The sequence below is a fragment of the Mesorhizobium sp. M1252 genome, from assembly GCF_040318265.1.
Taxonomy (GTDB): domain Bacteria; phylum Pseudomonadota; class Alphaproteobacteria; order Rhizobiales; family Rhizobiaceae; genus Mesorhizobium.
In genome coordinates this window covers 125,079-143,627 of record NZ_JAMYLX010000003.1, presented here as the reverse complement: position 1 = coordinate 143,627, position 18,549 = coordinate 125,079, and the positions used below count along the sequence as shown (strand labels likewise).

Here is an 18,549-nt window from a genome sequence, read left to right as displayed (position 1 = left end):
GCATGGCCTTTTGGTTTCGCCGTGGATCGCTCCCCGGCGGCTTGACAGGCACGACGGCCGGGAGAAGGTTGTACCGCCGGGGGCAGGATTGGCATACCTTTGCCCATGGCCGCGTCGCGGAATGCGCATCAGTCGAAGGAGTATCGTCTTGGCTGTCGTCATCACCTCCCTCATTCTGTTCCTCATCGGCCTCGCACTTGGCGGCGGCGGCGTCTGGCTCGTGATGCTGGGCGGCAGCTGGTACTATGTCATCACCGGTCTCGCCTTCCTGATCGCCGCATGGCTGCTCTTCCGGCGCAAATCGACGGCGCTCTGGCTCTACGCGGCGATCGTGCTCGGCACGCTGGCCTGGGCGGTGTGGGAAATCGGCTTCGACTGGTGGGAACTCGGACCGCGCGGCGGCATCATCGTGCTTCTGGCGCTGTGGCTGCTGACACCTTGGGCAAGGCGGGGCCTGACCGGCCCCGACGCGCGAGCGCCGCTCATTCTGGCCGTGCTCGCTTCGCTCGCCGTCGCCGGTTATTCGATGACGGCCGATCCCAAGGACATCGCCGGCGACCTCAGCGCCGACAAGGTGACGCCGACTGCCGATCTCGGCGGCAATGTGCCTCCGGGCGAATGGCATTTCTACGGCCGTACGCAATTTGGCCAGCGCTATTCGCCGCTCGACCAGATCACGCCCGACAATGTCGCCAAATTGCAGCCGGCCTGGACCTACCAGACCGGCGACGTGAAAGGGCCGGACGATGTCGGCGAAACCACCTACCAAGTGACGCCGCTGAAGGTGGGCGACGCGCTCTATATCTGCACGCCGCACAATTTCGCTATCGCCATCGATGCCGCCACCGGCAAGGAGAAATGGCGTTTCGATCCCAAGATCAAGCTCGACAAGGACCGCCAGCACCAGACCTGCCGCGGCGTGTCCTATTATGCCGATGCCAAGATCGCCGCCGGCCAGCCTTGCGCGACGCGCGTCTACCTGCCGACCTCGGATGCGCGGCTGATCGCGCTCGACGCCGCCAACGGCCAGGTCTGCGCGTCCTTCGCCGAGGCCGGCACGCTCAATCTGTTGACCAACATGCCGTATCCGAAGTCGGGCTATTATTACTCGACCTCGGCGCCGCTGATTGCCGGCGGCAAGATCATCATCGGCGGCGCGGTCAACGACAATTATTCGACGCAAGAGCCGTCCGGCGTCATCCGCGCCTTCGACGTCGACACCGGCGCCCTGGTGTGGAACTGGGATTCCGGCAATCCGGACCAGACAACGCCGCTGGCGGCAGGCCAGACCTACACCCACAACTCGCCCAACATGTGGTCGACGGCAAGCGCCGACGAGAAGCTCGGCCTGCTCTATGTGCCGCTCGGCAACCAGACGCCGGACCAGCTCGGGATGGGCCGCAGCGCCAATGTCGAGAAGTTTTCCTCCTCGATCACCGCGCTCGATCTGGCCACCGGACAAGTGCGCTGGGTGCGGCAGACCGTGCATCACGACCTCTGGGACATGGATGTGCCGGCACAGCCGACCCTGGTCGACATCACCACCGCTGTCGGCGTCGTTCCGGGCCTGGTTGGACCGACCAAGCAGGGCGACCTCTACGTGCTCGACCGGCGCAGCGGCGAGCCGATCATCCCGATCAAGGAAGTGCCGGCGCCGGGCGGCGCTGTCGAGGGCGATCACACGTCGCCGACGCAGCCGGTCTCGGATCTCTCCTTCAATCCGAGGCCGCTGACCGGCGCCGACATGTGGGGCATCACCATGTTCGACCAGCTGGCCTGCCGGATCGAATTCCAGGGCCTGCGCTACGAGGGTCGCTATACCCCGCCGTCGGTGCAGGGCTCGCTGGTCTATCCCGGTAATTTCGGCACCTTCAACTGGGGCGGCGTCGCCGTCGATCCGGTACGGCAGGTGATGTTCGGCATGCCGACCTATCTGGCGTTCAAATCGCAGCTCATTCCGCGCGACCAGGTGCCGCCCCCGGATGAGGGGCGCGGCAGCGAACAGGGGCTGAACCGCAATGAGGGCGCGCCCTATGCGGTGGTGATGGGGCCGTTCCTGTCGCCGCTCGGCGTGCCCTGCCAGGCGCCGCCATGGGGCTATGTGGCGGGAGCGGACCTCAGAACCGGCAAGATCGCCTACAAGCACCGCAACGGCACCGTCTATGACATGACGCCGTTGCCCTTGCCGCTGAAGGTCGGTGTTCCCGGCATTGGCGGGCCGATGATCACCGCCGGCGGTGTCGTCTTCCTGGGCGCGGCGGTCGACGACTATCTGCGCGCCTATGACCTGACATCGGGCAAGCAGCTCTGGCAGGCCAGGCTGCCGGCTGGTGGGCAGTCGACGCCGATGACCTACACTGTCGCCGACGGTCGCCAGTTCGTGGTCATCGTCGCCGGCGGCCACGGCTCGGTCGGCACCAAGCCGGGCGACTATGTGATGGCCTATACGCTGCCGAAGTAGCAGCGATGTGACTTAGGTAGGTGATCGGCCCGGCAGATATTCTGGCAATGTCGCGCCGCCCCTCATCTGCTGCCGGCATCTTCTCCCCGTATAGTGACGGGGAGAAGGGGCGTTGGCGCCCTTTCCTGCAACGCTGGCGATTGGCGAAATCATCGATGACGGCATCCTTCTCCCCGTCACTATACGGGGAGAAGTGCCCGGCAGGGCGATGAGGGGCAGCAGCAGCCTTGGTCAGCTTGCGTAAGAGATGGCCTTTGAGGCTGGGCACGGAGCCCAGTACTTCATTGGTTAGCTGCGGCCCTGTTTCGGCCTGCTGGATCAGCGTGGTGCCGGCCGACGCCGGTCGACGCGGACCTTCACCATCCGAGCGGCGGCTGCGGAAGCAGCGGAGCGCATTGCCAGCAAGGCAGCAACAGCAAGCACGAGCGCGCTTGCAAGGATCGGAGTGGACAAGGTCATGGCGTTGTTCCTTTTCGTCGGGCTCGCGGCTGCGGGCGAGACCATCATCAGCTTCCTTCCATATTGTGGCGGCACCATCGACATTCTCTGAAATGACCAAAATGTGATGCACGCGCCGATTTCCGCCGGCCGCCGCATCGTTCGATGGCCCAAGCGTCACCCATCCGTGACTGGACCATGCGAGCCTCCACCTATCTTGACCCTCGAGGTCAACCCGGAATGACCGCAAGGTCATTTCCAGGTGACCGTGAGATCATCTCCTAACGAGGAGCACGCCATGACGAAACCCACCGCCGAAGCCGTCAAACCTGCCAAACCTGCCATCACCCAGGCGATGATCGATGCCTATGACGAATACACGCATCTGACGCTCGACCGCCGCCGCTTCATGGAGCAGCTGACCAGGCTTGCCGGATCGGGCGCGGCGGCGGCCGCGATCGCGCCGCTGCTGGCGGCGAATTCGGCGCAGGCGGCAATCGTCGCCGACAACGATCCGCGCGTGAAGGCTGAAGATATCACCTATTCCGGCAGCAGCGGTGAGATGAAGGGCTATCTGGTCAGGCCGGCGGACCAGTCCGGCAAGCTCGGCACCGTCATCGTGGTGCATGAGAACAGGGGGCTCAACCCGCATATCAAGGATGTGGCGCGGCGCGTTGCGCTGGAAGGGTTCGTGGCGCTGGCGCCGGATTTCCTGTCGCCGCTCGGCGGCACGCCCGCTGACGAAGACAAGGCGCGCGACATGTTCACCAAGCTCGACGCCAGCCAGGTCACCGCCGATGGCCTGGCGACCATCGCCTATCTCAAGGGCGAGAAGGACGGCAACGGCAAGGTCGGTGCGGTCGGCTTCTGCTGGGGCGGCGGCACGGTCAACAATCTGGCGGTCAACGCGCCCGATCTCGCCGCCGGCGTCGCCTATTACGGCATGCAGCCGAAGGCCGAGGATGTGGCGAAGATCAAGGCGGCGCTGTTGCTGCACTATGCCGGCCTAGACGAGCGCATCGACGCCGGCATCGATGCCTACAAGAAGGCGCTCGACGCCGCCCATGTCGAATACACCGTCTATGTCTATGACGGCGTCAACCATGCCTTCAACAACGACACCTCGGCCGCGCGCTATGACAAGAAGGCAGCCGATCTCGCCTGGGGCAGGACGATCGCTTTCCTCAAGGAGAAGCTGGCGTAGGCTTCAGGCCGCCGACGACGCCCATACGCTCTCATAGGCCGGCGACAGCGTAAAACCGGCCGGCAGCACCGAGACCGGGGGCGGGCGCCGCACGCCCTCCTGCAGATAGCGCAACGCCGACACCAGTCCGTTCATCGTGTAGGGCTTGGCGATGACGCCGATCGCGCCGGCGAAATGGTCGGGGATGCGTTTTGGATTGGCGGTCATGAACACCACCATGGAACGGTTACCCTCGCGGATATGCTCGGCAACCTCGACCCCGGTCGGTCCGTCGGCGAGGTGGATATCGACAAAGGCAATATCGGCATCGGCGGTATCAATCATACCTCTTGCTTCGGCCAACGATGTCGCCCAACCCACAACGCTGTGGCCGGCTTCCTCGACGAGGCTTTCCAGTTCCATCGCCAGCAACGCCTCATCCTCGACGATCAGGACCTTGAGCGGTTCGTTCATGACAGCTTCCCTTTCTGCTGCGGTTCGTTCGGCATCGAGATGACGACCTTTGTGCCCGGGCCGGCGTCGCGCCATTCGATGTCGGCATGCAACTGACGGGCAAGCGACTTGATCAGCCGCATGCCGAAAGAAGCATCGCCACTGGCCTCGGCCATGCCGACGCCGTCATCGGAAACCTCGATGTTGAAGTGGCCGTCGGGCTGGCTCATCTTGATGCCGATGCGCCCCGCGGTGGTGCCGTCCGGCTTTTCCTTGAAGGCATGCTTCAGCGCGTTGGTGACAAGCTCATTGACCATCAAGGCAACAGGCGTGGCTTTTTCGGCCGGAATGACGATGGGTTCGAGGTCCAGCGTCGGCTTGATCTCGGCGCGCCCCGATGCGGTCAGCAGGTCGGTGACCAGATCCCTGGCGAAATCCGAGACATCGAAGCGGCTGACATCCTTTGACTGGTAGAGACGGCGATGCACAGTGCTCAGCGCCTCGATGCGCTCCAGCATGGTGGTCAGGGATCGCTTCGTCGCTTCATCCTTGATTGCCCGGCTTTGCATGATGATCAGCGAGGAGATCATCTGCAGGTTGTTTTTCACCCGATGGTCGACCTCGTGCAGCAGCGTGGTCTGCGCCTCAAGGGCGGCCTCAAGCTCGCGCGTGCGTTCCTTGACAGCCTTTTCAAAGCGGTTCTTGTCGGCGGTGATGCGATCCTCGGAGCGCTTGCGATCGGAGACATCGAGCTGTGAGGCAAAGAAGAACAGGAGTTCGCCTTTGTCGTTGGAAACCGGGCTGATGTAGAGCGCATTCCAGAATGTCGAGCCGTCCTTACGGTAGTTCAACAGATCGATGGCGATATCGGTTCCCGCTGCTATCGCGTCGCGCACGCTAGCCACAGCTGCCTTGTCTGTCTCTGGCCCCTGCAGGAAGCGGCAGTTCTTGCCCATGACCTCGTCGCGCTCGTAGCCGGTCAGGCGCAGGAACGCGTCATTGGCAAAGACGATCGGATTGTCCGCCTGACGGGGATCGGTGATAACCATCGACATGCGGGTGGCGCGGATGGCGGCCGCGAACGGATCGCCCTTGCCGTGCTCGGCATGCAGATTGTCCGTCATGTGCCATGCGTCGGCCGGTTCCCTGGTCCTTTTCCAGTCCATGCTTTCACTCCAAGCCGTTTTTCAGGGGTCACAACGGCTTAGACGTGGAATTGGTTCAATCTTGATCTTCTTGTCGCAGGCAGCCGTTTGCGAAACCGAATCGCCGGTTGCGCAAACTGTCGAAATGAACGGTTTTTGAAGGTTGTCGGATGTAGCCGATTCGCTGAAAGCAGGGCTGGCGCCGACCTATAGAAATGATCAGGTCGCAATGGTCCGTGGCGGCGCTCGCCGGTGGCGGCTTTCTCAGAACAGCGGAAACATCAGGCGTGGCCACGCTTCATGCGCGCCTGCTTCAGGATGGCGCGCCAGCGGATCATGTCGAAGGGGATAGGCTCGTTGTTGTTGGCGATGTGGAAGATCTCGTTGTTGACGTTCTTCAACGAGCGCCAGAAATCATAGTCGGTGATGCGCGGATCGGCAGCCAGCCTGTCCACCTCGACCTTGATGTCGGTTTTCATGCACGTTCCTCGAACCGCCTGTTGCCCGCCGCCCGCGTCGCAACTCGCATGGCACCGTTCTCAAACGGTCAGCTGAGTCGTTCAATGGCCCAAATGGCTTGTTCACGTTAAAACCTTGGTAAGGTTAACGCGGGCGCGGCAGCGCTTCAAGCGGTCCTGCGGCGAATACCGATCGAACGGCCGGCGCGCTCGGGCATCGGCAGTGCAGAATGGGCGGCGCGCATGGCTTTCACCTTGGCCTGCACATCGGCGGGGAAGGGCGCGACTTTCGGCCCGGACATGTCGACATGCAGCGACAGGGTTTCGGAAGTGGCGGCGAGCCAGCCATCGACATGGCGGATTTCCTGGTAGGCCCGCAGCCGCTTGTCGTCGTGATCGATCAGCTGGAAGGATACGACGACCTTGTGTTCGAGGTGCAGTTCCTGGACATAGCAAACATGGACTTCGGCCGTGTAGATGGTCAGGCGCCGCTCTTCGACATAGTCCAGCCCCATGCCCATCGCCTCGAACGCCTCATCCGAGCAGCGGTCGAACAACACGTTGTAATAGGCCATGTTGAGATGGCCGTTGTAGTCGATCCAGTCCTTCTCGATGTCCATCGGTTTGGAAACGAAGGGGGCAGGGATGGGCATGGAAACTTCCTTGTTCTGGTGCTGGACAGAGCGCGGCAGTCGAGACTACGCATCCATAATCGCATAACAAGCGTGGACGCTGGTCCATTCGCGGAGGAATTCATGGCTCTGAGCGACCTCAATCCGGTCGAACGCAACGAGGAAGGCATCGCCGCCGTGCTCGGCATTCTCAAGCAGCAGCTCGGCGAACGCTTCCAGACAGGCGCGGCGATCCGCTCGCAGCATGCGCATACCACCACCTATATTCCGACGCAGGCGCCTGACGGTGTCGCGTTCCCGGAGACGACAGAAGAGGTGCAGGAGATCGTACGTGCCTGCGCCGCGCACCGCGTGCCGGTCATCGCCTTCGGCGTCGGTTCCTCGCTGGAGGGCCACACCAACGCGCCGGGTGGCGGCATCTCGGTCGACACCTCGCGCATGAACCGCATCCTGTCGGTCAACCCCGAGGATCTCGACTGCACGGTCGAGCCTGGCGTAACGCGCGAGGATTTGAATCGGCACCTGCGCGATACCGGCCTGTTCTTCCCCATCGATCCCGGCGCCAATGCTTCGCTCGGCGGCATGGCGGCAACGCGGGCCTCCGGCACCAATGCGGTGCGCTACGGCACGATGCGTGAAAACGTGCTGTCGCTGACGGCCGTCATGGCCGATGGCGAGACGGTGACGACCGGCAAGCGGGCGAAAAAGAGTTCGGCCGGCTACGATCTGACGCGGCTTCTGGTCGGCTCGGAAGGCACGCTCGGCATCATCACCTCGCTGACCTTGAAGCTGCAAGGCATTCCGCAGGCGATCTCCGGCGGCGTCTGCCCGTTTCCAAACCTCGAGGCGGCCTGCAACGCGGTCATCGCGACCATCCAGATGGGCATTCCGGTGGCGCGCATCGAACTGGTGAATGGACTGCAGATGCGGGCGATGAAGAATTACTCGAAGCTCGATTACCCCGAGAGCCCGTGCCTGTTCGTCGAGTTCCACGGCAGCGATGCCGGTGTCGCCGAACAGGCCGAAACCTTCGGTGCCATTGCTGAAGACAATGGCGGCGGGCCATTCCTGTGGACGAGCGTCGCCGAGGAGCGCACGAAACTCTGGAAGGCCAGGCACGATGCTTATTGGGCGTCGCTGACGCTGCGGCCGGGCACCAAGGGCCTGTCGACCGATGTCTGCGTGCCGATCTCGCGGCTGGCCGAATGCGTTGCCGAAACCGAGGCCGACATTGCCGAGATGGGCCTGGTTGCGCCGATCGTCGGCCATGCCGGCGACGGCAATTTCCATGTGCTGGTGCTGATGGATGTCAACGACCCCAAAGAGATCGCGCTGGCGGAGAAATTCGTCTCGCGGCTGAACATGCGGGCGATCGCCATGGACGGCACCTGCACCGGCGAACACGGCATCGGCCAGGGCAAGATCGGCTTCCTGCGCCATGAGCTCGGCCATGGTGTCGACATCATGCGCTCCATAAAAAAAGCGCTCGACCCGCAAGACATCATGAACCCAGGCAAGATATTACCTGCATAGCCGAAATGTGAGGAGCGGCAATGGATACCCTGATTATAAGGGCATCGCTTGGCAAGACACTGTTATTGCTGTCGGCCAGCCTCTTCTTTGTCCTGGCCTGCGCTTTCCTGATTTATGTCTCCGAGGACGGCGACACCGCCGGCCTTTGGTGGTGCGTGGCCTTTTTCGGGCTGGTCGCGTTGGTGTTTGCCTGGCAGCTTGTGCGGCCGCAGATTCTGGTGCTGAACGGACAAGGTTTCAGTCTCGGCGGAGGCCTTGTTCGATCGCCCAAGCTGGTCCCCTGGAAGGATATCGAAAGCTTCTTCGTCGTCCATCGCCGGCGCAGAATCGGCGATATGATCGGGTACAATTTCGCACCGGGGGTCAAGAAAAGCTCCGTCATGGGCAGCGTGACCAAAAGCCTCGGCGCCGAAGCCGCATTACCGCAGGGCTGGACATTGTCGCCCGAGGAGATGGTAGTGCTGCTGAACGAATATCGCCGACGGGCCATGGCAGGATAGTCTCTTACGCACAGGCCGGACCGCGGTCAAAGGCGTCCAAAAATCTCTGCTCTTCCAGATACATCAGAGATCAAGCAACTCTGGATGAATTGCCTCTTTATCGACACGCTGATGCGGGTAGAGTGCGGCTGACTTTCAATCAACCCGTTCGGAGCTGATGCTCGCACGCCTGTTCGTGATCTTCGGTGGCTTGTTTGTGCTGGTGCTGGTTGCGGCGCTGGTGGTGCCGTATTTTGTCGATTGGACCGGGTACCGCGCCCAATTCGAGCGCGAGGCGAGCGCCATTCTCGGCCGCAAGGTGACGGTGCAAGGCGACGCCACGGCGCGGCTGTTGCCGTTCCCCTCGGTGACTTTCTCAAACGTCACGGTCGCCGGCGGCCCCGGCGGCCAGTCGGCAATGACCGTCGAGACCTTTTCGATGGACGCGGAACTGGCGCCGTTCCTGCGCGGCGAAGTGCTGATTTTCGACATGCGGCTGGTGCATCCGAAGGCGACGATCGACATCGCCGATAACGGCACGGTCGACTGGGCGATACGGCCGTCCTCGCCCTTCGATCTCAACCAGATCTCGATCGAGAAGCTCACGGTGACGGAGGGAGAAATTGCGCTCCGCCATGCCGCAGGCGGGCGCAGCCATCTGATTTCCGAGATCAATTCGACCATCTCTGCCAAGTCGCTGGCCGGGCCGTGGCGCATGGACGGAACGTTGCTGCTCGACGGACTGCGTTCGACGGTTGCGGCTTCGACCGGCAAGGCCGAAGGCAGCGGCCAGATGCGGCTGAGGCTCAAGGTCGATCCCGATGCCTATCCACTGGTCATCGAAACCGACGGCAATGCCGGCATCGTCAATGGGGCTGCCGTCTATTCCGGCCAGTTCAAGATTTCCGGCAACGACAAAAACAGCGCCGAACTGCGCGGCGGCGATGGCGAGAGCGTCAAAATCAGCGCCGGCAAACCCGATCCGGGGTTCAGGCTGAACGGCAAGTTATCGCTCGACCACCAGAAGCTTGGCGTCGACGAATTCCGCTTCGAGACCGGGCCGCTCGACAATCCCTACACAGCCGACGGCAAGGCTTCGGTCGATCTCGGCCTTAGGCCGAACTTCGCCATCGAGGCCAATGGCGCGCAGGTGCAACTGGACGAGGCGGTGGGCGCTGAGAAGGGCGCCGGCCTGACGCTGGACCAGCGCATTGCCGGAATCGAGCAGGCGCTGCTCGAACTGCCGAAGCCGAGCATCCCCGGCACTGTCGAGGTCAAGCTGCCGGCGGTGGTGGCCGGCGACACCACGGTGCGCGACGTGCATCTCTCGGCCGAGCCGGTCGAGGGCGGCTGGTCGGTGAAATCGCTGGCCGCGACCTTGCCCGGGCGCACGACGCTGGAAGCCAGCGGCATGCTCAGCGTCGAAGATCATTTCCGTTTCAGCGGCTCCATGCTGCTGGCGGTGGCGCAGCCTTCCGGCTTTGCTGCCTGGTTGTCGAAAGATGTCGACGAGGCGATCCGCCGGCTGCCGGCCGCCGGCTTCAAGGCCAAGGTGGACCTGTCGGAGAAGCGCCAGGCGTTCAGCGATCTCGAACTGATCCTCGGCAAGTCGAAGTTCACCGGCCGCATCGATTCCAACCAGCCCGACGACGCCAAGTCCTCGGTGCTGATGCGGCTCGCGGGCGGCGAACTCGATGTCGACGGGCTGACGGCCTTCGCCTCGATCTTCGTCAGCGACAAGGGCGCCAACCGCTTTTCCGACCGTGACCTCGATTTTCAGATCAAGGCAGGGCCGGTCAATGCCGGCGGGCTCACCGCCGACACGGTCGACACAGCGCTCCGGCTCCGCGACGGACTGCTCGAAATCGACCGGCTGTCGATTGGCGGCCTTGCCGGCGCCTCGATCAGCGCCACCGGCCGGATCAAGGATTTTCCGGCAAGCCCGACCGGCAAGCTCGATGCCTCGGTGGTCGCCGTCGATCTGAAGCCGCTGATCGACATTGCCGCGCAACACTATCCCGACAATCTGATGCTGAAGGGACTGGCTGGCCGCACGGCCGCCTATCCTGAACTGTTCCAGGACGCGCGCGTCGATCTGGTGGCGAGCGCCGCCGACAATGGCGACGGCACGACCGGGCTGGCGGTGAGCGGACAAGGCAAGGCCGGCGGTTCGGCCTTTTCGGCGTCGCTGTCGGGCAAGGGTGCCGTCGGCCAGTTGCTCGACGCGCCGGTGACGGTGACCTTCAACGCCAAAAATCCCGACGCCACCGTGCTGCTGGCGCTCTACGGCCTGCCGGCGCTGCCGCTCGGCATGCTCGGCCAGGCAAGCACCGATATTTCGGCCAAAGGCACGCTCGGCGGCGGCCTGGCGACGAGCTTCAATTTCGCCGCCGATGACTTCAAGGCGACGTTCGACGGCACCGTCGCTCAGACGCCGCAAGGCGCCACCGCCAAGGGCAAGATCGGCCTCGACGCTTCCGATATCGAGCCCTGGCTGATGACGACCGGCGCCGGCCTGCCGGGTATGGGAACGGGCACCTCGACCTCGCTCAGCGCGGATGCCGATTTCGGCAACGGCCTGCTGGTGTTGAGCGGCCTCAGCGGATCCATCAACGAGTCGGAGATTTCGGGCGACGTCAACATCGATGCGAAGCAGGGGCTGCCGCATTTTGCCGGTGCGCTGGCGCTCGACGAACTGGACCTCGACCCGATTGCGGTTGCGCTGTTCGGTGACCAGTCGTTCCTCAGCAGCAACGCGAACTGGCCGACGGCGCCATTCAGCCAGAAATCCAGCCTGCCGTTCAGCGCCGATCTCGATCTGACGACGGCGACTCTTGCCGCCGGACCGCTGGCGACAGCCTATGATGCGTCGCTGTCGTTGAAACTCGACCAGGAAGGCATCCGCGTTTCGGACCTGAAGGCAAAACTGCTCGGCGGCGCGCTCACCGGATTGTTCGAGTTGAAGAACACGGACGGCACGGGGCTGTTCTCCGGCCAGATGAGGCTTGCCGGCGCTGACCTGGCGACCGTGCTGCCGGCTGCCGGCTTGAGTGGCAGCGGCGACTTCTCGACAGGGCTGTCGACCAGCGGCAAATCGGTCGACGCGATGATTGCCGCACTCTCCGGCTCGGGCACGGCGGCGCTGAAAGGCCTCACCATTGCCGGCGTCAATCCCGATGCCTTCGGCGCGTTGATTGCCAAGGCCGATGCGATCGGGCGCGACATCGACGTGGCCAAGACCGCGGGCTTTGCACCTGAGATCGCTGGCGACGGCAGCTTTGCTGCCGGCGATGCCGACATCGCCTTCACGGTCGCCGGCGGCACGTTGCGGGCACCACCGATGAAACTCGAAAACCAGGCGGCGACGCTGTCTGCCGACATCACGGCCGACCTCAACACCGGCACCGTCGCCACCAAGGGCGCTGTCACCTACAAGCCTGGCGACGAGGCGCTGATCGGCTCCGATCCGACGGTCAATTTCAGCGTCGATGGGCCGTTCGGGGCGCTGAAGAAGCAGTTCGACAGCGAGCCGCTGGCGCAATTTTTGACCCAGCGCGCGCTGGAAAAGGAGCAGCAGCGGGTCGAGGCGATGCAGGCCGCACTGCTCGAGAAGCAGCGGCTGCGGCGCGAGGTGCGCTATTACGCCGCCTTGCAGACCGAGCGCGACAACGCCGCCGAGGAATTGCGCAAGCAGGAGGAAGCGGCACGGCTCAAAGCCGAGGCCGACGCCAAGGCGAAAGTGCAGGCAGATGCGAAGGCACAGGCCGAAGCGGATGCCAAGGCCAAGGCGGATGCCAAAGCAAAGGCCGATGCCGATGCGAAAGCGCAGGCAGAGGCTGACGCCAAGGCCAAGGCGGATGCGGACGCGAAAGCGCAGGCCGAAGAGCAGGCTGCCGAAGACGCCGCCAAGGCCGAGGACGAACGGAAGAAGGCCGAACAGGCTCGGATCGCTTCGCAGGAAAAAGCCAGGCTGGAGGCCGAGCGCAAGGCTCAGGAGCAGGCGCCGAAGGTCGACCGCTCACTTCCCGGCGTCAGTGACGGTTCGGCCCCGGCGCCGCCGAAGCCCAGGACAAATCCGTTCTCGGTCGACAATTTGCTGAAGTCGCTGGGCAATTAAGAACCATTCAGACGGCGTCGCGCTTGGCCCAGTCCAGCACGTGGAGCCTGAGCGCCGAGGACAGATTGGCATCGCGCGGTCTTGTCTCGTCGATCTCCGCGACCAGGGCAGCAAGGGTCAGCTTGCGCGCGGCGGCGATGGCGACGAGATCGTCATAAAAGGGTTTTTCGAGGGAATAGCTGGTGCGATGGCCGCGGATGGTCACGGAGCGTTTTTCGACCGGGCTCACCGCAGGCGGTCCATCAATCGCCCTGGTCTTCCGGGCGTTCGCGGCGGTGGCCGGCGACGAATTTTTCGGCCTTGTCCGATGTCAGACGGTCACGAGTTCTTTCGGCTTTGCAACGGCCGTGCAGAGCGCGGTTCTCGCCGGCGAGCTTTTCCTTTTCGGTGCGCGCCTTCTGCTTGCGGACCTGGCGAAGGTTGACGATTTCGCCCATGTCGCGCCGACCGTCCCGCTACTTCTTGCGGAAGGCGTCGAGCGACACGACGTCGGCGCCCTTGCCGGCGGCGGCATCGGCCACGGCGGGCTTTTTCTCCGCCTCAGTGGCAGCTGCCTTCTTCTCGGCCTTCGGCTTTTTCTCGGAGACGATAGCCAAAGGCTCGGCAGCCGGCTGGGCGGCTGCATCGTCTTCCGCCGGGACGTCGGTCTTGACGTCGAATTCGAGTTCGAAATTGACCGATGGGTCGTAGAAGCCGCGTACGGCCGAGAACGGGATTTCCAGCTTCTCCGGCACGTCGGAGAAGGACAGCCCGACCTCGAAGCCGGTATCGGTCACCTTGAGGTCCCAATACTGGAACTGGATGACGATGGTCATCTGTTCGGGATAGCGCTCGCGCAGCCTGGAGGACACCCGCACGCCCGGCGCGCCGGTCAGGAATGTGATGAAGAAATGATGATTGCCGGGAAGGCCGGTGCGCGCGACTTCGGCCAGGACCTTGCGCATGACGCCGCGCAATGCCTCCTGGGCCAGGATGTCGTAGCGGATGTGGTCGTCGGCCATGTGCTGGTCGGGTTCCGTTGAATCGTCCGCATAGCTGTAATCAAGCTTGAGCGCGGCGTAAACCGGATATAGATCGCTGATGCGCCGAAGCGAAGCCCCGTAACGGACGATTTGATCGCCTGCTTTGGCGTTCAGGCGCTGGCCAGCTGTTTTTCCACCGCTGCCGCTGATCTGCGCTTGCCGAAGGCGCGCAGGAATGTGCGCACGCCGTGGGTCGCGGATTGCAGCACTTCATCTTCCGACGGCATGCCGCCGAGCATGAAGGTGGTCTGCAGTTCGGCGTTGGCTAGCGCCAGGAACTGGCGTGCGGCGACATCGGGATCGTTGACCGCGAGATGGCCGGCATGGGCGAGGCGGGCAAAACGGGCGGCAAGTGCCGGCCAGGTCCGGCCCGGCCCCTGGTCGCGCCATTCGGCGAAGAGCTCGGGATAGCGCTCGCCTTCGGTCTGGATCAGCTTGCGCAGGAAGCGTCCGTCGCGGTTGCAGATGCAGTTCTGATTCATGCGCACGGCAAAGCCGATCAGGTCGGCTTCCAGATCCTTCGGCTGGTCTGGGAAAGAGGCGAAGGTGGCGAAGATGCCGGCATTGCAGCGCTCCGTCAGATCGCGCACCACAGCCATGAAGAGCTTTTCCTTGTCGCGGTGGTGATTATAGATGGTCTGGCGCGACACGCCGGCCTCCACCGCGATCAGGTCGATATTGGCGCCGGCAAAGCCTTCCCGGCAAAAGACCGAAGCCGCCGCATCGATAATCGACATACGCTTGGCCTCGTGGCCGCGTGGCGGGAAAATGTCAGGAGAAACGGCAAGCTTCATAGAAATCTATATAGAGGTGATTGACGAATTAGACAAGGCTGTCTAAATTTGTGGACACAAAAAATGGTGAATTCGCTCCGTAGAGACGAATAATCTCGCTCTGAGCCGTCGGATTTCAACGGGATGGAACGTCCTAGGGTTAGTCGTCGCGTTGGCGGCGCCAACCAGACTTGAAAGAAGCCTTTATCATGAGTCCCAAATTCCTCCGCATCGCGGTCGTGCTCGGCCTGTTGTCCGCTATCGGCCCCTTCGCCATCGACATGTATCTGCCGGCGTTGCCTTCGATCGGCGAGGATCTGCATGCCGGCACCGCCGCCGTTCAGATGAGCCTTTTGATCTTCTTCCTGTCGATGGGCTTCGGCCAGATCGTCGTCGGACCGATCTCCGACATGGTCGGCCGCAAGCTGCCGCTTTACGGCGGCCTTGCGCTGTTCATGGTCGGCGGTATCGGTTCGGCCATGAGCCCGACCATCGAATGGCTGATCGCCTTCCGCTTCCTGCAGGGGCTGGGCGCCAGCGCCGGCATGGCGGTGCCGCGCGCCATCGTGCGCGACCTGCACACCGGCACCGAAGCCGCCAAGCTGATGTCGCTGCTGATGCTGGTGTTTTCGGTGTCGCCGATCCTGGCGCCGCTGACCGGCAGCCAGATCATCGAGAATTTTGGCTGGCGCGCCGTGTTCTGGACGGTGACGGGCGCGGCCCTTCTGGCCACCATTCTGCTGGCGACCTCGCTGAAGGAGACGCGGCCGGCGGAAGAACGCGTCGGTTCGTCCTTCGGAACCGCACTCGCCGGCTATCGCTTCCTCATGGGTGACCGCAATTTCCTCGGCCTGGTGGCGATCGCCGGCTTCGGCATCGCCAGCTTCTTCGTATACCTCTCGAGTTCGTCCTTCATCCTGATCGACCATTACGGGCTGTCGCCTTCCGTCTACAGCGTGTTCTTCTCGATCAATGCGGTGGCCTTCATCGGCATGTCGCAACTGACGGGGATGCTGTCGGAGCGCTTCGGGCTGAAGCGCGTCGTCTGGGTGGCGGTAACCGGCTATGCCACGACGATGGTTGTGCTGTTCGCAGTCATGGCGACCGGCGTCGACCGGCTCGATGTTATGGCGGCACTGCTGTTCGTCGGCTACGGCTTCCTCGGCCTGGTCATCCCGACGACGTCGGTGCTGGCCATGGAAGAGCATGGCGAGATCGCCGGCACGGCCTCGGCGCTGATGGGCACCCTGCACTTCGCCATCGGTGCGCTGGCGATGGGCGTCGCCGGCATCTTCTTCGACGGCACCCCGCTGCCCATGGTGGCCGGCATCACGCTCTGCGCGGTGATCTCGTTCACGCTGGCCAAACTGACGCTTGGCCGCTCGCGCGAAGCCGTTGAAGCGCCGGCCGAGTAAGCTGACCGCCATCGACCGGAAAGGCCGGGTCATCCCGGCCTTTTTCACGTCTGGGGTAATCCGGCCCCGGCCAGAACCACGGCCTTCGACCGACGCCAGCGGCAAATTGCACCAGCTCATGGCTCAATTTGGTGTAGGCTTCGCGGCCCATCGTCATGCGAAATCCGGCCAGCGGCAGCCGGCATTGAGCGTACGATATCGAGGAGGGGAGAAGTGGAGGTTTCTGTTGCCAGGTACCTCCGAACCCCGCCTAGAAGTGCGAACCTCTAGGGCTTGATTTGAAGCTATCGCACCGCTTACGCGGCGAGACGTGCTTCCGCATAGTTGTCATTTGCAACTACAGGTTTAGCCCGATGACGGTGGTACCATGCCGGGCAAAAGTACGATCTTTACACCTTCGTCGATCCTATTTCGCCCCCAGCAACAGCCGCTCTGATCACAGAACGGTTCTTGGTGGAGGCGCCGGGTACCGCCCCCGGGTCCGAACGGCTTATTACATCGCCCATTTATCGCCATAGTCGGTCAAGCCGACAAAACGAATATAGGGGGCGGGCGCACAAAATGAAAGGCCGCAATGACACTTCTTGGCCGCACCAAACTGCGGCGCCGAGGGTTGACTCGCGGGCGGTCTCAACCGAAGCTTTGCGATGGTGAGGAGTATCGACCGAGCGCACAAGTTGCGGCAGCGCGCCACAGCCCTCATCGATCGGATCCCGTGGCGCCGACATGGGGAAATTTGATGGCCGATTATCTCGCAGACGTGAAGAAATACGACGCCGCCGCAAATGCCGATGTGGTTGCCAAGATTGTGAAACATCTGGGCATCGCGCTGCGCAACCGCGATTCCTCGCTGGTATCCTGCACCGACCCCAAGGAATTGGAGCGCGTCAAGACCAACTGGGTTGCCAAGAAACTTGGCGTGACCGACGGGGCGAAAGCCGACTCAGCGATCGAGAAGACCTGCAAGGCGTTGGCCGCCGACAGCTCCAAGAGCCGCGTGACTTTCTACTATCTGGTCGCCAAGGATCTGGGCAAGCTCGGCTCTTTGTAGAGATTATTGCCGATAGGCAGAGCGCGCGTTTGATTTTGCTCCTCACCGGAGGTCAGCACCGCCCCTCATTGCCCTGCCGGGCATTTCTCCCCGTATAGTGACGGGGAGAAAGGGCTGACCGCAGCCTTGGCTCTCTCTCTCGAACGCTTGTGATTGGCGAAACCGCTGATCACAGCGCCCCTCTCCCCGTCCCTATACGGGGAGAGGATGCCGGCAGGCAGGTGAGGGGCAACGCTAACCCTTGAAGAGTGATGGGGCAAGCCGCGTTCTGGTCCTTTTGCTGTGTTCGGCCGGCGGCCAGTCGGTTATGATGGCGGTAACCCCGAATCGAGGCGAAGCCGATGCGCCAGTATCTCGACCTTTTGCAGCATGTGCTGGACAATGGCGCCGACCGTGGCGACCGCACGGGCACCGGCACGCGTGGGGTGTTCGGGTACCAGATGCGCTTCGACCTGTCGCGCGGCTTTCCCGTCACCACCACCAAGAAGCTGCATCTGAAGTCGATCATCCATGAACTCCTGTGGTTCCTGGCCGGCGACACCAACATCAAATACCTTAGAGATCATGGCGTTTCGATCTGGGACGAATGGGCCGACGAGAATGGCGATCTCGGCCCGGTCTATGGCAAGCAGTGGCGCTCCTGGCCGGATGGCCATGGCGGGTCGATCGACCAGATTGCCAATGTTCTGAAGGAGATACGCAGGAATCCGAATTCACGCCGGCTGATCGTTTCGGCGTGGAACCCGGCCGAAGTGGAGGCGATGGCGCTGCCGCCCTGCCACTGCCTGTTCCAGTTCTACGTCTCGGACGGCAAGCTGTCCTGCCAGCTCTACCAGCGCTCGGCCGACATTTTTCTCGGCGTACCCTTCAACATCGCTTCCTACGCGCTGCTGACCCTGATGGTGGCGCAGGTGACCGGGCTGAAGCCCGGCGAGTTCGTCCATACGCTGGGCGATGCGCATCTCTATTCCAACCATTTCGAGCAGGCGCGCGAGCAATTGCGGCGCACACCCAAGGCGCTGCCGACGCTGTGGATCAATCCGGAGGTGAAGGACCTGTTCGCCTTCCGCTTCGAGGATTTCCGGCTGGAAAACTATTTTGCCGACGCTTCGATCAAGGCGCCGATCGCGGTCTGATCCGTCCACCGTCAATCAATTCCGACCCTCAATCGATGTCGACCATGACGTCGGTTGCCTTGATCATGGTATAGGCTGCTTGCCTTTTTCGAGCTTGAGATCGGCAACGGCCTCGTTGGTGATCGAAGCGTGACGACGGAGCCGGCGACATCACCGCGGACAGGCGAGGTGCTTTGACGATCTCGACGATCGTTCCCTTGAGGATGTTGCGGGCGCTGATCTTCATCGGAGTTCCTTTCCGGGTTTCGGTGCA

Annotated in this window: 17 protein-coding genes, 1 other RNA gene and 1 pseudogene; 8 read left to right on the top strand and 11 right to left on the bottom strand. The window is 62.9% G+C overall.

The window, feature by feature from the left end; translation table 11 throughout:
• Positions 1-121: 121 nt before the first annotated feature.
• The gene (locus NKH22_RS07220) at positions 122-2,461 is read left to right on the top strand and encodes a glucose/quinate/shikimate family membrane-bound PQQ-dependent dehydrogenase (protein ID WP_196815245.1); all 2,340 of its coding nucleotides are present in this window, start codon (positions 122-124) and stop codon (positions 2,459-2,461) included.
• Between the two features lie 318 nt (positions 2,462-2,779).
• On the opposite strand, the gene NKH22_RS07215 is transcribed toward NKH22_RS07220, so the two are convergent.
• A complete protein-coding gene (locus NKH22_RS07215) occupies positions 2,780-2,920 on the bottom strand; it encodes a hypothetical protein (RefSeq protein WP_196815244.1) in 141 nt (46 codons plus the stop codon).
• A 277-nt stretch (positions 2,921-3,197) separates the two neighbouring features.
• Here NKH22_RS07215 and NKH22_RS07210 point away from each other — a divergent pair, with 277 nt between their 5' ends.
• A complete protein-coding gene (locus NKH22_RS07210; RefSeq protein WP_023668312.1) occupies positions 3,198-4,103 on the top strand; it encodes a dienelactone hydrolase family protein in 906 nt (301 codons plus the stop codon).
• 3 nt (positions 4,104-4,106) lie between these two features.
• On the opposite strand, the gene NKH22_RS07205 is transcribed toward NKH22_RS07210, so the two are convergent.
• From NKH22_RS07205 to NKH22_RS07190, 4 genes are all read right to left on the bottom strand, one after another.
• On the bottom strand, positions 4,107-4,556 hold the full coding sequence (locus NKH22_RS07205; RefSeq protein WP_023668313.1) for a response regulator: 450 nt from the start codon (positions 4,554-4,556) through the stop codon (positions 4,107-4,109).
• Entirely contained in the window at positions 4,553-5,701 is a 1,149-nt protein-coding gene (locus NKH22_RS07200) for a histidine kinase dimerization/phosphoacceptor domain -containing protein (RefSeq protein WP_023668314.1), read from the bottom strand. Before NKH22_RS07200 ends, NKH22_RS07205 begins: the two co-directional genes overlap by 4 nt.
• A 260-nt stretch (positions 5,702-5,961) precedes the next feature.
• Positions 5,962-6,159 (bottom strand): hypothetical protein, encoded by a 198-nt coding sequence (locus NKH22_RS07195; protein ID WP_013531006.1) that lies wholly within the window; start codon positions 6,157-6,159, stop codon positions 5,962-5,964.
• Between the two features lie 146 nt (positions 6,160-6,305).
• The gene (locus NKH22_RS07190; RefSeq protein WP_023688057.1) at positions 6,306-6,791 is read right to left on the bottom strand and encodes a thioesterase family protein; all 486 of its coding nucleotides are present in this window, start codon (positions 6,789-6,791) and stop codon (positions 6,306-6,308) included.
• A 102-nt stretch (positions 6,792-6,893) separates the two neighbouring features.
• On the opposite strand from NKH22_RS07190, the gene NKH22_RS07185 reads away from it, so the two are divergent.
• The 3 genes from NKH22_RS07185 (at position 6,894) to NKH22_RS07175 (ending at position 12,899) form a co-directional block, all read left to right on the top strand.
• Positions 6,894-8,303, top strand: a complete 1,410-nt coding sequence (locus NKH22_RS07185; protein ID WP_023690898.1) for an FAD-binding oxidoreductase — start codon at positions 6,894-6,896, stop codon at positions 8,301-8,303.
• 65 nt (positions 8,304-8,368) lie between these two features.
• Positions 8,369-8,803, top strand: coding sequence for a hypothetical protein (locus tag NKH22_RS07180; protein ID WP_155921615.1), 435 nt, complete (start codon positions 8,369-8,371; stop codon positions 8,801-8,803).
• 157 nt (positions 8,804-8,960) lie between these two features.
• Positions 8,961-12,899 (top strand): AsmA family protein, encoded by a 3,939-nt coding sequence (locus NKH22_RS07175; RefSeq protein WP_352909260.1) that lies wholly within the window; start codon positions 8,961-8,963, stop codon positions 12,897-12,899.
• A gap of 7 nt (positions 12,900-12,906) precedes the next feature.
• Here the strand turns inward: NKH22_RS07175 and NKH22_RS07170 are convergent, their stop codons facing one another.
• The 4 genes from NKH22_RS07170 to NKH22_RS07155 all read right to left on the bottom strand — a co-directional run bounded on the left by NKH22_RS07170 (position 12,907) and on the right by NKH22_RS07155 (position 14,715).
• Positions 12,907-13,128 carry a ribbon-helix-helix domain-containing protein gene (locus NKH22_RS07170; RefSeq protein WP_023712463.1) on the bottom strand — a complete coding sequence of 74 codons (222 nt, stop codon included), beginning with the start codon at positions 13,126-13,128 and terminating at the stop codon, positions 12,907-12,909.
• Between the two features lie 13 nt (positions 13,129-13,141).
• Positions 13,142-13,336, bottom strand: a complete 195-nt coding sequence (locus NKH22_RS07165) for a DUF4169 family protein (protein WP_023712464.1) — start codon at positions 13,334-13,336, stop codon at positions 13,142-13,144.
• An 18-nt stretch (positions 13,337-13,354) separates the two neighbouring features.
• Positions 13,355-13,900, bottom strand: a complete 546-nt coding sequence (locus NKH22_RS07160; protein ID WP_023667419.1) for an SspB family protein — start codon at positions 13,898-13,900, stop codon at positions 13,355-13,357.
• Between the two features lie 131 nt (positions 13,901-14,031).
• The gene (locus tag NKH22_RS07155) at positions 14,032-14,715 is read right to left on the bottom strand and encodes a TetR/AcrR family transcriptional regulator (RefSeq protein ID WP_352909259.1); all 684 of its coding nucleotides are present in this window, start codon (positions 14,713-14,715) and stop codon (positions 14,032-14,034) included.
• 188 nt (positions 14,716-14,903) lie between these two features.
• Here NKH22_RS07155 and NKH22_RS07150 point away from each other — a divergent pair, with 188 nt between their 5' ends.
• Complete coding sequence (locus tag NKH22_RS07150; RefSeq protein WP_023682099.1) at positions 14,904-16,109, top strand: multidrug effflux MFS transporter; 1,206 nt, start codon at positions 14,904-14,906, stop codon at positions 16,107-16,109.
• A gap of 212 nt (positions 16,110-16,321) precedes the next feature.
• Here the strand turns inward: NKH22_RS07150 and ssrA are convergent.
• Positions 16,322-16,680: a transfer-messenger RNA gene (gene ssrA, locus NKH22_RS07145) on the bottom strand.
• A 168-nt stretch (positions 16,681-16,848) separates the two neighbouring features.
• Here ssrA and NKH22_RS07140 point away from each other — a divergent pair.
• Together NKH22_RS07140 and NKH22_RS07135 are read left to right on the top strand one after the other, a co-directional pair.
• A complete protein-coding gene (locus tag NKH22_RS07140; RefSeq protein WP_023668323.1) occupies positions 16,849-17,160 on the top strand; it encodes a DUF2853 family protein in 312 nt (103 codons plus the stop codon).
• A gap of 341 nt (positions 17,161-17,501) precedes the next feature.
• A complete protein-coding gene (locus NKH22_RS07135; RefSeq protein ID WP_023688064.1) occupies positions 17,502-18,296 on the top strand; it encodes a thymidylate synthase in 795 nt (264 codons plus the stop codon).
• A gap of 28 nt (positions 18,297-18,324) precedes the next feature.
• Here the strand turns inward: NKH22_RS07135 and NKH22_RS07130 are convergent.
• Positions 18,325-18,522, bottom strand: a pseudogene (locus tag NKH22_RS07130) (TOBE domain-containing protein).
• Positions 18,523-18,549 lie beyond the last annotated feature (27 nt).

Coding starts and splice junctions, on each gene's coding strand:
- NKH22_RS07220 (WP_196815245.1), top strand. CDS start 122: ATGCGCATCAGTCGAAGGAGTATCGTCTTGGCTGTCGTCATCACCTCC.
- NKH22_RS07215 (WP_196815244.1), bottom strand. CDS start 2,920: ATGACCTTGTCCACTCCGATCCTTGCAAGCGCGCTCGTGCTTGCTGTT.
- NKH22_RS07210 (WP_023668312.1), top strand. CDS start 3,198: ATGACGAAACCCACCGCCGAAGCCGTCAAACCTGCCAAACCTGCCATC.
- NKH22_RS07205 (WP_023668313.1), bottom strand. CDS start 4,556: ATGAACGAACCGCTCAAGGTCCTGATCGTCGAGGATGAGGCGTTGCTG.
- NKH22_RS07200 (WP_023668314.1), bottom strand. CDS start 5,701: ATGGACTGGAAAAGGACCAGGGAACCGGCCGACGCATGGCACATGACG.
- NKH22_RS07195 (WP_013531006.1), bottom strand. CDS start 6,159: ATGAAAACCGACATCAAGGTCGAGGTGGACAGGCTGGCTGCCGATCCG.
- NKH22_RS07190 (WP_023688057.1), bottom strand. CDS start 6,791: ATGCCCATCCCTGCCCCCTTCGTTTCCAAACCGATGGACATCGAGAAG.
- NKH22_RS07185 (WP_023690898.1), top strand. CDS start 6,894: ATGGCTCTGAGCGACCTCAATCCGGTCGAACGCAACGAGGAAGGCATC.
- NKH22_RS07175 (WP_352909260.1), top strand. CDS start 8,961: ATGCTCGCACGCCTGTTCGTGATCTTCGGTGGCTTGTTTGTGCTGGTG.
- NKH22_RS07165 (WP_023712464.1), bottom strand. CDS start 13,336: ATGGGCGAAATCGTCAACCTTCGCCAGGTCCGCAAGCAGAAGGCGCGC.
- NKH22_RS07160 (WP_023667419.1), bottom strand. CDS start 13,900: ATGGCCGACGACCACATCCGCTACGACATCCTGGCCCAGGAGGCATTG.
- NKH22_RS07155 (WP_352909259.1), bottom strand. CDS start 14,715: ATGAAGCTTGCCGTTTCTCCTGACATTTTCCCGCCACGCGGCCACGAG.
- NKH22_RS07150 (WP_023682099.1), top strand. CDS start 14,904: ATGAGTCCCAAATTCCTCCGCATCGCGGTCGTGCTCGGCCTGTTGTCC.
- NKH22_RS07140 (WP_023668323.1), top strand. CDS start 16,849: ATGGCCGATTATCTCGCAGACGTGAAGAAATACGACGCCGCCGCAAAT.
- NKH22_RS07135 (WP_023688064.1), top strand. CDS start 17,502: ATGCGCCAGTATCTCGACCTTTTGCAGCATGTGCTGGACAATGGCGCC.